The following is an 11868-nucleotide window of genomic DNA, read 5'->3' on the forward strand; positions in this document are numbered from 1 at the left end:
GCCGGGGATGGACCGGATGGATGGGGGGATCAAGGCGGCAAGGTTCAGGCCCCGCCCCGGCACCCGCCTCCCATCGGACGGTCGCGGCGGGACGATGGATCAGTCGTTCATCGCACCGTACCAGTTCTGCATGCGCCCAGCGTCCAAGGCTTGGGTTGCCGCGCGTGCATCGTCGCGAAGGATCGCGCGAAGCTGGTCCGGCGGCTGTCCATAGATCTGCTTGAACGCGCGGGAGCAGTGGCTCACGCTCGAGAAGCCGACCCTTTGTGCCATGAGGGTGATGGATTTCTTGTCGCCCGGTCGGAGGATCAGCGAACGCAAGCGCGCGGCGCGCCGACGCGTGACGACCGCTTCGACGCCGCCGACACTTCGCATCGCGCGATACAGCGAGGCGCGCGACACACCGATGCTGCGGGCCACGATGTCGGCGTTGAGATCCGACCCGAGGTTGTCGTCGATGAACAATTCGGCTTTCAGGCGCCGGGCGAGTTCCAGATCGTTTTCGCTGACGACGGCGTCGAAAGCCGCCTCGGATCTCCCCTGGATCTTGCCGAGCATACTGGTGATGACCTGACTGCCTCCGGCTGCCAGGGCCTCAGAGAAGCGCGGTGCGCACCGGATCAACGACAGCACGGTCTCACCGAGCGAGCCCGTTTCGCCCTTCGGCAGGATGCGTCCGTGCAGATCCCGCGCGTCCGGTGCGGCGGCCTCGACCAGGTCGCGGGCCAGGATGACGGTGACGAAGTCGGCGTCGGCGACATGGGACCGCATCGGCTGGGTCGCGTCGAAGAGAACGGCGTCACCTGGGGCCAGACGGCGCTCCTCGCCGCTCCGACCGCTCACAATGCGGCCGGAGCGCAAGACCTGCAGGTAGTAGTGCTCGAAGCCGTCGCGCCGGATCTGTGCGGGGTCGCGCCAGTGGTCGGCACCGATGAGCTGCCGGTCGAACAGCGTCAGGCGGCCGTAATGGTGCGCCGCGATGGTCGCCTCGAATGTCTCACCCAGGAGGGATGTCGTCGCTCCGCTCGACTGGATCAGATCGTGATAGAGGCCGAAGCTGTCGGCCGACGCCCTGCTGAGATACGTCTCATTGGGGCTCGCCGGCCGTTGGATGCCCGTACGCGTCATACCGTTTCTAACTGATCGGCGGGATGCGTCCGACACCCCTTGGGCCGCCGGATGGCGTACACGACGGATGCCGGTCGCGACAGAGCGGTATCGAGGGTGCGGGGCATTGTTCTCGTGCGCGTGGGGACGGGCGCAACAATTCGGCGGAATGCTTCGGCCCCGTCTTGCGCGAGACGGCCGATCCCGGCGGCGCGGAAGGGGGGATCGCATCGTCGGACAGGCTCCGAAACCTGGGCGTCCCCGCAGCTCTCGCGAGCAACGGCAGGAAGCAGGGAGAGTATCGTACGGGACGCCGATTCCGGCATGACGATCCGGCTGAGATTGCTGCGCGAGCGCCACCATCGGCACGGGACCGGCTCGAGACGCGGGAGAGTCGTTTCGTCCCCGGCATGGGCCGAGACGGGCATCGATCCGCAAGCCTGGGCCGGGTCGGCCGTCGATATGTGGCCGAGGTGCAACGCGAACGATTTTCGGCGCCAATACTGGATCGATTCCAATCTATAGGTTTCGACGGACCGGAGTATTTCGGTTGAGTTCACAAAGACTTGATCGCTCTCCGGCGGAGAACTTAGAAGTCATCTAAAGCACTGAGATGCTTGCATAATCCCTGCGCCTCTGTCTGGTCGGTCCATGGGGATCGCGGGACGTGCTGGGATCCGCGCGGGACAGGGCTGGTGTCATGGAGGGGGTATCGATCGATGCGCTGCATCGGCGCGAAGGGCTGAAGCTTCAGCGCTTCCTGCGGCGCCTGCTCGAGAACCCGGCCGACGCCGCCGACGCGACGCAGGAAACCTACCTGCGCATGCTCGCCGCGCTCACGCGGACAAATATCGAGCATCCCACCGCCCTGCTGTTTCGTGTCGCCCACAACGTGGCGCTGCGCATGCGGAACCGTCAGCGGCTCGAACGGACCCTGTTCGCGGCGACGACCGATGCGGATCTGGCGGGGATCGTCGACGGCTATGCGCTCCCGGAGCGGGACACGATCGCCCGCCAGGAGCTGAAGCGCCTCGCCGCGGCCATCGACGCGTTGCCGCCCCGCTGCCGCGCGGTGTTCCTGCTCAGCCGCGTCGACGGCCTCGCGAATGGGGAGATCGCGCTCCGCCTCGGCGTCACCCGCAACATGGTCGAGAAGCACATCATCAAGGCGCTCCTGCATTGCCGGCGCTGCAGCCTCGATTTTTTCTGAGCGGACCGCATCAGGAGATCGGCGTCTCGTTGATCTAAGGTATCGCGAGGCGTCGCCGGGCCATGCCGGCGCTCAGCAAGATACCGGGGGAATGGCCGTGTCCCGCACCGACGAATCCGATCCCGATGCGGCGGGCATCGAGGATCCGATCGACGAGGAGGCGGCGGGCTGGGTCGCGCGGCTCTCCTCGTCCGACGCCACCGACGCCGACCGGGCGGCCTTCGAGGCCTGGCGGTCGGCGGACCCGGCGCATGCGGAGGCCCATGCCGAGATGGATGCGCTGTGGCGCAGGCTCGGGCGCCTGCCCGATCCGCGTCCGCGTCCCGGCCCGCCCAAGACCCTCGCCGGCATCGCCGTCGCGCTCCTGCTCGGGGGTGCCCTGGCCTACCAGGCCGGCCTCGTCGACCGGCTGCGCGCCGACCTGTGGAGCGGTGTCGGATCCATCGAGCACGCGACGCTGGCCGACGGCAGCCGGGTCCACCTCAACACCGACACGGCGATCGCGCTGCACTTCTCGGAGACGGAACGCGGGGTCGAGCTCCTGCGCGGCGAGGCCGTCTTCGATGTCGTGCCGGACCCCAAGCGCCCGTTCGTCGTCAGCCACGGCGGCCTGAGCGCGCGCGCCGTCGGCACGCGCTTCGTCGTGCGCGTGGATGGCGCGGACAGTCCGGTGGGCGTCGCGGAAGGGCGCGTCGAAGTCGTGGCGGCGGGTCGCCACGCCATGCTCTCGGCGGGCGAGGCGGTCCGCGTCGGCGACGACGCGGCCTTGGCCGTGAGCGCGGCGAACGTCGATCGCAGCACGGCGTGGCGCGAGGGCCGGTTGGTCTTCGCCGGCCAGTCGCTCGCGACCGTTCTGGCCGAACTCGACCGCTACCGTCACGGCCGCATCGTCCTCCTCGACCGCCGGCTGGGGGAGCGGCGCGTCACCGGCGTCTTCGATCCCCGCGAGACCGACGACGCCCTCGACGTGATCGCGGCCACGATGGGGGTCCGCATCCGGCGTCTCTCGCCCCTACTCGTCCTCGTCGGATCGCCCCTGTGAGACCGTTTCCGGTCGAATCCTTCAGCTTACCACACCCCCTTCCCCGGACGGGTGGAGCGTCAGCGGAACCCGATCCGGGGCCCAGCATAAGGACGTCGCGAAGCGTCGAAACGTCTGCGTCGTTCATAGCGAGCCGCTGGCGCGGCCCTTGTCTCTCTGGATCCCGGATCACCTTCGACTGCGTTCCAGGCGTCCGGGAAAGGGCCGTGGCATCGAACGGATCGACCGGGAACGGTCTGAGACCAAGAGGCGATGAGTCCGGCCCTTCGCCCGCCCGACGGCGCACAGAAGTCTGAGAAAAATCGAAAAAAACGGCGATCGGACGTCAGGAGATGGCGCGCTCGTTGATCTTGGTTTGTGAGGGGCGCGGATAGCGCGAAGCGTACCGCCCCCCTCGATCGACCCGGGGGCTTGGCAGGGGCTTGGCATGACGACGCGTGCGCGCAGATTTTCACACCGCCGGATGACGCGGATCGCGCTGGCCGGCGTCTCCGTCGCGGTGATGGCTCAGGCGGTCGCCGCCCGGGCCGGCGAGGCGCAGGGCGTCGTCGGCACCGCACCGATCTCCGCGACGCGCAGCGTCCGGCTCGCCATCCCGAAAGGCTCCCTGGAAACCGGCCTCGTCGCCTTCACCGAACAGGCCGGGGTCAAGCTCGTCTACCCGACCGAGCTGACGGCGGCGCTGGAGACGCAAGGGGTCGACGGCGAGTTCCACCCGATCGACGCGCTGACCCGGCTCTTGGAAGGCACGGGCCTGATCCACAAGCCGGCCGGCGCCTCGACGATCACCCTGGTCAACCCGCGCTACGTCCAGCTCGGTGCGCCCGCGGCCGGCGCCGTGACGCTCGAAGAGCTGCACGTCCAGGGGCAGGGCGGCGCGCGCGGCGCGACCGTCGCGGGCCAGCCGCCCCGGACCGGCACCGTGGGCCAGCCCCCCGTCCCCTATGCCGGCGGCCAGGTCGGAACCGGGACCCGCGTCGGCTTCCTCGGCAACCGCTCCGTCCTGACGACGCCGTTCAACACGACGGGCTACACGGAGAAGCTGATCGCCGACCAGCAGGCGCGCTCGGTCGGCGACGTCATCCAGAACAATCCGTCGGTGCGCAACGACGCCCCGCCCTACAGCGAGCGCGACTCGTACTTCATCCGCGGCTTCTCGGTCACCAACGTCGACACGGCCTTCGACGGCCTGTTCTACATCGCCAACGCGCGCCGCAGCTTCACCGAAGGCCTCGAGCGGGTCGAGGTCCTGCTCGGCCCGACCGCGCTCCTGAGCGGCGGCACCGGGCGCGTCGGCGGCACCATCAACCTCATCCCGAAGCGCGCCTTCGACGAGCCGCTCACGCGGATCACCACGAGCTATTTCAGCGATTCCCAGGTCGGCACTCATCTCGACCTCGGCCGCCGCTTCGGCGCCTACAAGGAATGGGGCGTGCGCTTCAACGGCGCCTACCGCAACGGCGCGACGCCGCTCGACAAGAACGCGATCGAGGTCGGCGTCGCGGCGCTCGGCCTCGACTATCGCGGCGACGGATTGCGCGCCTCGCTCGACTTGAACCATTCCACGCAGAACATCACGGCGCCGACCTCGCTGTTCAACGCGGTCGCGGCGGGCATCCCGGTGCCGCGCGCCCCCAACAACCGCCGCAACACGTCGAGCACGCTGGAATACAACGACAGCCGCTACAACATGGCCGCCGGCCGGGTCGAGTACGACATCCTGCCCGACACGACGCTCTATGCGGCCGGCGGCGTCAGCCGCTACAACGAGGACTTCCTGACTTCGAACTATCTGGTCCAGAGCACGACGGGCCGGGCGCTCAACTCGCTCGCCGTCCAGCCCCTCGAGCTCGAGGGCTTCACCGGCGAAGTCGGCCTGCGCTCGCAGTTCTACACCGGCATCGTCGATCATCATGTCACCGTGGCGGCCGTCGAGGCCGTCAGCAAGAACCACTCGCGCGGCTTCTTCCCGTTCGCCCTGCCGTCCTTCCAGACCAACATCTACGCCCCGATTCATCTGCCGAACGGCTCGGTCCCCACGATCAACTTCCCCCGCTCCGAGCGGCAGCCGCTGTTCACGGAGCTCTACGCGCGCAGCGTGGCCGTGGCCGACACCCTGTCGCTGGGCGACGACCGCGTCCTGCTGACCTTGGGCGGCCGGTTTCAGGAGATCGACCTGAAGAGCTACGCCACGCGCCCGGGGCCGACGCAGGGCACCCTGGCCTCGAACTACGTCGAGAGCCGGTTCAGCCCCGCCTTCGCCCTGGTGGTCCGGCCCTTCGAGAACCTCTCGTTCTACGGCAACTACATCGAATCGCTCGATGCCGGGCCGACCGCGCCGGCCGTGGCCGTCAACGCCAACGAGGTGTTCGCCCCGGTCGTCAGCCGGCAGAAGGAGGTCGGCGCCAAGTACGATTTCGGGACCGTCGCCGTGACGGCCTCGCTGTTCGAGATCGAGCAGCCGAACGCCTTCACCGATCCGACGACCCGGCGCTTCTCGGTGAGCGGCCTGCAGCGCAACCGCGGCGCCGAATTCCTCGTGGCCGGAGAGCCCTTCGCCGGGATACGCCTGCTCGGCGGCGTCACCTTCATCGACGCCACGCTGGTGAAGACGGCGGGCGGCCAGTTCGACGGCAAGGCGGCGCCCGGCGTCCCCGACACGGCGCTCAACCTCTACGGCGAATACGACCTGCCACCGTGGCTCGCTCCCGGCCTGACCGTGACCGGGCGGGCGATCTACACGAGCAGCATGTTCTACAACCAGGCCAACACCCAGTCGGTCCCGGACTGGACCCGGTTCGACGCGGGGCTGCGCTACGTCTTCGAGGGCGCGAACGGCAAGCCGGTGGTGATGCGCGCCGTCGTCGAGAACATCTTCGATGATTCCTACTGGGCATCGGCCGCGCGCGGCTTCCTCGCCGTCGGGGCACCGCGCACGGTCATCGTATCCGCGACAGTCGATTTCTAATTCCAGCGGCCCTTACGTCTGACGCCTTCAGGGCGGTCCGCCGGACGCGCGGCGGCGCGCCTTCGCGCTTGCCGACGGCCGACGGCCGACTGCGTCGAAGTTTACGGCCGCCGGTATGACCCTACCCCTTGGCGATCAGGTCCTTGATCCGGCTCGCCAGCGCCTCCATCACGAAGGGCTTCGTCAGCACCTGCATGCCGGGTTCGAGGTAGCCGTTTCCGAGGACGGCGTTCTCGGCGTAGCCGGTGATGAACAGCACCTTGAGGCCGGGCCGGGTCACGCGGGCGGCGTCGGCCATCTGGCGGCCGTTCATGCCTCCCGGCAGGCCGACATCGGTGACGAGCAGGTCGACGCGGATGTCGGAGCGCAGCAGCTTCAGCCCGGCCGAGCCGTCCGCCGCCTCGATCGCGGTATAGCCGAGGTCCTCCAGTACCTCGGCCACCAGCATGCGCACCGTCGGCTCGTCGTCGACGACGAGCACGGTCTGGCCCTGCTCGCCCCGCGGGGCGGCCGAGAGGTCCGGGGCGGCGTCGCCCTCCTCGGCCGGTCCGTAATGGCGGGGCAGGTAGATGCACAGCGTGGTGCCGGTGCCGACCTCCGAATAGATCCGCACCTGCCCGCCGGACTGGCGGGCGAATCCGTAGATCATCGAGAGGCCGAGGCCCGTACCCTGGCCGATCGGCTTCGTCGTGAAGAACGGCTCGAACGCCTTGGCGATGACGTCGGCGCTCATGCCGGTGCCGGAATCGCTGACGCAGAGGGAGAGGTACTGGCCGGGCTCCAGGTCGCGCTCCCTGGCCGCATGCGTCTCGAGCCACCGGTTGGCGGTCTCGATGGTGATGCGGCCGCCATCCGGCATGGCGTCGCGGGCGTTGATGCAGAGGTTCAGCAGCGCGTTCTCGAGCTGTGAGGGGTCGACCATGGCCGGCCACAGGCCGGCGGAGGCGACCACCTCCAGGGTGATCTCCGGCCCGATGGTGCGCCGGACCAGATCCTCCATGCCGGCGACGAGGCGGTTCACGTCGGTGGGCTTCGGGTCGAGGGTCTGGCGGCGCGAGAAGGCCAGCAGCCGGTGGGTCAGCGCGGCGGCCCGCTTCGCGGCACCCTGCGCGGCGTTGACGTAGCGGTCGATCTCGGTGAGCCGGCCCTGGCTGACGCGGTTCTGCAGGAGTTCGAGCGAGCCCGAGATGCCGGTGAGCAGGTTGTTGAAGTCGTGGGCGAGGCCGCCGGTGAGCTGGCCGACCGCCTCCATCTTCTGCGACTGGCGCAGGGCCTCCTCGGCCCGGCTCAGGGCCTGCGCCTGCTCCTTCTCCGCCGTGACGTGGCGGCCGGTGGCGTAGATCAGCGCGCCCTCCGGCACCGAGACCCACGACATCCAACGGTAGCCGCCGTCCTTGTGGCGATAGCGGTTCTCGAAGGGCGGCAGGGCCTGCCCGGCGGCATGTGCGATCGCCTCGGCCGTCACCGCCCCGTCCTCGGGGTGGACGAAGTCGCGCACGCCGCAGCCGAGCATCTCCTCCGGCAGCCAGCCCAGGATCCGGGTCGCGGCCGGGCTGACGGCGCGGAACACGCCCTCCGCGTCGATCACCACCATCAGGTCCTGCGAGACGCTCCAGGTGCGGTCGCGCTCGCGGGTTCGCTCCTCGACGCGCTCCTCCAGCATGGCGTTCATCGCGTGCAGGCGGCGTTCGTCGCGCTTGCGCTCGGTCAGGTCGAGCATCGCGCCGATCATCCGGATCGGTTCGCCGCGCTTGCCGCGCACCATGTAGCCGCGGTCGAGCACGTCGGCGACGGTGCCGTCGGCGCGGCGGAAGCGGTATTCGTGGCTCCACTCGTCCTCGGTGCCGGCGATGGTGGAGCGGATGTCCGCCTCGACCCGGGCGCGGTCGTCCGGGTGGACGTGGTCGAGCCACCATTCGCCGGTGGTCCCCACCGTGGCGAGGTCGTAGCCGTAGGCGGAGTGCAGGGACTCGTTCCACAGCACGTGGTTCGAGACGAGGTCCCAGTCCCAGATCGCGTCGTTCGTCGCCCGCGTGACGAGGCGGTAGCGCTCCTCGGTGGCGCGCACGGCGAGCTCGGCGGTCTTGCGGACGGTCACGTCGCGCACCGTGCCGACGAAGCGGGTCTGGCGGCCGTCCGCGAAGGTGGACTTGCCCCGCGCGGCGAGCCAGCGCGTGGCGGCGCCGTCCCGGGGGCGCACGCGGTACTCGATGTCGAACATCCCCGTGCCGGCCGGATCGGTCGCGGCGCGCACGGCCGCGTCGGCCGCCGCGCGGTCGTCGGGATGCAGGCCCGCGAGGTAGCTGCCGGCATAGGTCACGGCCTCGTCCGGCCCGACGCCGAACAGGTCGCGCACGCGCTCGTCCCAGCGCAGCACGTCGGTCTGCGGCGCATAATCGAAGATGCCGATGCCGGTGGCCTCGACGGCGAGCCGCATGCGCTCCTCGGAGGCCGCCAGCGCCTCCTCCGCCGCCCGCGAGCGCGCGTCGGCCCGGTGCTGCTCGGTGCGGTCGCGCAGGATCTTGAGGTAGCCGACGAGGGTGCCGTCCGCCGCCCGCAGCGGCATCATCTCGCCCAAGCCGAAGAAGGGCGAGCCGTCCTTGCGCCGGCGCCAGCGCGCGTCGGCCCCGCGCCCGACCTCGCGGGCCGCCCGCATCTCGCGCTCGGGAATGCCGGCGGCGACGTCCTCGGGCGTGAAGAAGGCGTCGGCGGGCCGGCCGCACATCTCCGCCGCGGTCCAGCCGACGATCCGCTCCGCGCCGAGGTTCCAGCTCGTCACGATGCCGTCGAGGTCCATGGTGACGATGGCGTAGTCGACGGCGCTGTCGAGGATCTGGCGGTGGCGCGTGCCGGCCTCGCGCAGGGTGCGCACCGCATCGTCCCGCTCGGCCACGGCGCGGCGCAGCGCCATCTGCCCCATCACCTGGCGCGCCAGGCGTTCCAGGGCCGCGGCCTGCCGGGGCGCGAGGCCGCCGGGACGGGGCGCGTGGTCGATCACGCAGAGCGTCCCGATCGGCGCGCCTTCCGGCGTCTCGAGCCGGGCGCCGGCATAGAAGCGCAGGAAGGGCGCACCGGTGACGAGGGTGTTGTCGCGGGTGCGGGGATCCTGCGTCAGGTCGGGGATGACGAGCAGGCCCGGCTGCTCCAGCGCGTGGGCGCAGACCGATTGCGCGATCGGCGTCTCGCAGGGATCGAACCCGACCCGGGCCTTGAACCATTGCCGGTCGCCGGTGACGAGGCTGACCAGGGCCACCGGCGTCCCGCAGATCTCGGATGCCAGAGCCACGATGTCGTCGAAGCCCGTCTCCGCCGGCGTGTCGAGGATGCCGTAGCGGTCGAGGGCCGCGAGGCGCGCGGTCTCCGGAGCTGCGGTCTCAGGAGGCGCGGTCTCGGGCCGGTCCGTGGGGGGCGTCGTTGGCATGGTCGGGGGGCGTCGATCCGGATGAGCGTCGACCGCGCTGCGGTTCCGCGCGCCGGGAAACGGGACCGCCCACGACGGGCGGCGGGGCCGGTGCCGCACCGGCCGTCCCGACTGGGTAGCCGGTTGGCGGAGGGGCGGCAATTTCCCCCGGGCGGTTTTCCGATGGCGGGCTGCGGCCTGCGGACGCGTCATCCGGCGGCGGGACTTCGTTGGCCGGGCGGGGCTTCATCCCCTCGACAAGACTTCGTTAACCACGATCGGGTCCTGTTCGGCGGATGTTTCCCCCCGTGACAGGGTCATCGGCCATGCGCGCCTGCCTTTCGCCCCGAGCCGCCCGGACGGCGCTTGCCGGCCTCGTCCTCTCCGCAGCGAGCCTGCCGGCGCTGGCCGCCGGCCCCTACGAGTTCGTGCCGGCGCCGCAGATCGACCTCAACCGGGTCTACCGGGTCGACCGCTCCACGGGTGAGGTCACGTCCTGCCAGTACGGCCTGCGCGACGACAACGTCGGGGTGACCCTTTGCTTCGCCGCCGGCGAGGGCGCGGCCGCCCAGTCCCCGGCCGAGTACGGCCTCGTCGCCTCCCGCCACACCCGCGAGGCCGGGGTGTTCCGCGTCAACTACCGCACCGGCGAGATGAGCATCTGCTACGTCCAGGTCCGCGAGGAACTCGTGGTCTGCACGCCCCAGACCAACCCGGCCCCGGCCGGCACCGTCACCGGCTCGATCGCTCCCGCCGCCAAGGCCGCCCCGAGCGTGACGCCCCCGCAGGGCGCCCGGCCCTGATGCCGCGCGTAGGACGATCCCTGTTGTGGAGTGGATCGGCGCTTCGAAGGACTGGAGCCGCGGCCTTGGAGTCGAACCAAAGCTACGAGGTCATGCACGACCTCCGGGTTCCCCGCCCCCACCCGCGGCATACCGCCTGTTTTCTACAGGCTCTGCTGTCTAAAGCACAAAATACGACTGCGGCAAATGTTCATGTTACTGTCAGATCGACTTAATCTCCACGATTAAGCATCGCTTTTATTCCATGCCAAAATAAACTCGGTCGGTCGCAGGTGCCTGGCCGGATTAAAACCGCTCCGAGCCGACAGTCCGACATCGGCTGCCCGCGTTTGCCCGCGACGTGAGGCGTGCTAGGGGCTCGCGCCGACGCCGTGAGCACGCCCGATGTACGCCTCCCTCTCCAACGCCGCCTTCGGACCCGCCGCGTGAGCGGCCCGGACCTGCGCCGCGCCGCCGCCGCCCGCGCGGTCGACCTCGTCGCGGACGGGATGCGGCTCGGGATCGGCACCGGCTCCACCGCCAACGCCTTCATCCTGCTTCTGGGCGAACGCGTGCGCGCCGGGCTCGACGTCATCGGCGTGCCGACCTCCGAGGCGACCCGCGCGGCCTGCGAGGCCGAGGGCATCCGGCTCGGCAGCCTGGAGGAGTACCCCGAGCTCGACCTCACCGTCGACGGCGCGGACGAAATCGATGCGAACCTGCGCCTGATCAAGGGCGGCGGCGGCGCCCTGTTGCGCGAAAAGATCGTGGCGCATGCCAGCCGCCGCATGGTGGTGATCGCGGACGCGGCCAAGCACGTGCCGGTGCTCGGCGCATTCCCCCTGCCGATCGAGGTCAACCTGTTCGGGTTCGGCGCCACCTTCAAGGCGATCCAGAAGGCCGTCGAATCGGCCGGCTGCGCGGGGGAGATGACGCTGCGCAAGGCTTCGGGCGGCCAGCCCTACGTGACCGACGGCGGCCATGCCATCGTCGATGCGCGGCTGCAGGCGATCCCCGAACCCGAACGGCTCTCGGCGGCCCTGTGGGCGGTGCCCGGCGTGGTCGAGCACGGCCTGTTCCTCGGCCTCGCCACCGCCGCGATCCTCGCCGAGGCGCGCGGCGACGAGGCCGTGGTCACGGTTCTGGGCTCTCCGTGAGCCCGTTCGACCGATTCCCGATCATCCGACACGACACCGGAGCGCCGTCCATGTCCCGCCGCCTCGACGCCCTGGCCGCCCGTCTCCTCTGGGCGGCGCTCGTCGGCGCAACGGCCCTGCCGCTCGCGGCCCTCGCGCAGCAGCCGGCGAAGCCTCCTGCGGCCAAGCCGGGCGCTCCGGCCCCTGCCCCTGCCGCGCCCCA

The 11868-nt window shown here is 70.3% G+C and carries 7 protein-coding genes; 5 read left to right on the forward strand and 2 right to left on the reverse strand.

All coding sequences use genetic code 11. From position 1 onward, the window contains the following. Positions 1-99 precede the first annotated feature (99 nt). On the reverse strand, positions 100-1470 hold the full coding sequence (locus FV217_RS20510) for a helix-turn-helix domain-containing protein (protein WP_187272656.1): 1371 nt from the start codon (positions 1468-1470) through the stop codon (positions 100-102). A gap of 337 nt (positions 1471-1807) precedes the next feature. On the opposite strand from FV217_RS20510, the gene FV217_RS20515 reads away from it, so the two are divergent. From FV217_RS20515 to FV217_RS20525, 3 genes are all read left to right on the forward strand, one after another. After that, the gene (locus tag FV217_RS20515; RefSeq protein ID WP_147819374.1) at positions 1808-2317 is read left to right on the forward strand and encodes a sigma-70 family RNA polymerase sigma factor; all 510 of its coding nucleotides are present in this window, start codon (positions 1808-1810) and stop codon (positions 2315-2317) included. A gap of 91 nt (positions 2318-2408) precedes the next feature. Then, positions 2409-3359, forward strand: a complete 951-nt coding sequence (locus tag FV217_RS20520) for a FecR family protein (protein ID WP_147819376.1) — start codon at positions 2409-2411, stop codon at positions 3357-3359. 463 nt (positions 3360-3822) lie between these two features. After that, the gene (locus FV217_RS20525) at positions 3823-6327 is read left to right on the forward strand and encodes a TonB-dependent siderophore receptor (RefSeq protein ID WP_147819382.1); all 2505 of its coding nucleotides are present in this window, start codon (positions 3823-3825) and stop codon (positions 6325-6327) included. Between the two features lie 121 nt (positions 6328-6448). On the opposite strand, the gene FV217_RS20530 is transcribed toward FV217_RS20525, so the two are convergent. Further along, positions 6449-9748, reverse strand: a complete 3300-nt coding sequence (locus tag FV217_RS20530) for a PAS domain S-box protein (RefSeq protein ID WP_147819378.1) — start codon at positions 9746-9748, stop codon at positions 6449-6451. Between the two features lie 305 nt (positions 9749-10053). Between FV217_RS20530 and FV217_RS20535 the strand changes: the two genes are divergently transcribed. Together FV217_RS20535 and rpiA are read left to right on the forward strand one after the other, a co-directional pair. Further along, positions 10054-10530 (forward strand): hypothetical protein, encoded by a 477-nt coding sequence (locus tag FV217_RS20535; protein WP_147819384.1) that lies wholly within the window; start codon positions 10054-10056, stop codon positions 10528-10530. Positions 10531-10955: 425 nt separating this feature from the next. Beyond that, positions 10956-11666, forward strand: coding sequence for a ribose-5-phosphate isomerase RpiA (gene rpiA / locus FV217_RS20540; protein ID WP_147819380.1), 711 nt, complete (start codon positions 10956-10958; stop codon positions 11664-11666). The last annotated feature ends 202 nt before the right edge of the window (positions 11667-11868 follow it).

Source organism: Methylobacterium sp. WL9 (assembly GCF_008040035.1).
Lineage (GTDB): Bacteria > Pseudomonadota > Alphaproteobacteria > Rhizobiales > Beijerinckiaceae > Methylobacterium > Methylobacterium thuringiense.

Bases quoted from the DNA above. Each gene is read 5' to 3' on its own strand.
- FV217_RS20525 (WP_147819382.1), top strand. From the start codon at position 3,823: ATGACGCGGATCGCGCTGGCCGGCGTCTCCGTCGCGGTGATGGCTCAG.
- FV217_RS20515 (WP_147819374.1), top strand. From the start codon at position 1,808: ATGGAGGGGGTATCGATCGATGCGCTGCATCGGCGCGAAGGGCTGAAG.
- FV217_RS20510 (WP_187272656.1), bottom strand. From the start codon at position 1,470: ATGGTGGCGCTCGCGCAGCAATCTCAGCCGGATCGTCATGCCGGAATC.
- FV217_RS20530 (WP_147819378.1), bottom strand. From the start codon at position 9,748: ATGCCAACGACGCCCCCCACGGACCGGCCCGAGACCGCGCCTCCTGAG.
- FV217_RS20520 (WP_147819376.1), top strand. From the start codon at position 2,409: ATGGCCGTGTCCCGCACCGACGAATCCGATCCCGATGCGGCGGGCATC.
- FV217_RS20535 (WP_147819384.1), top strand. From the start codon at position 10,054: ATGCGCGCCTGCCTTTCGCCCCGAGCCGCCCGGACGGCGCTTGCCGGC.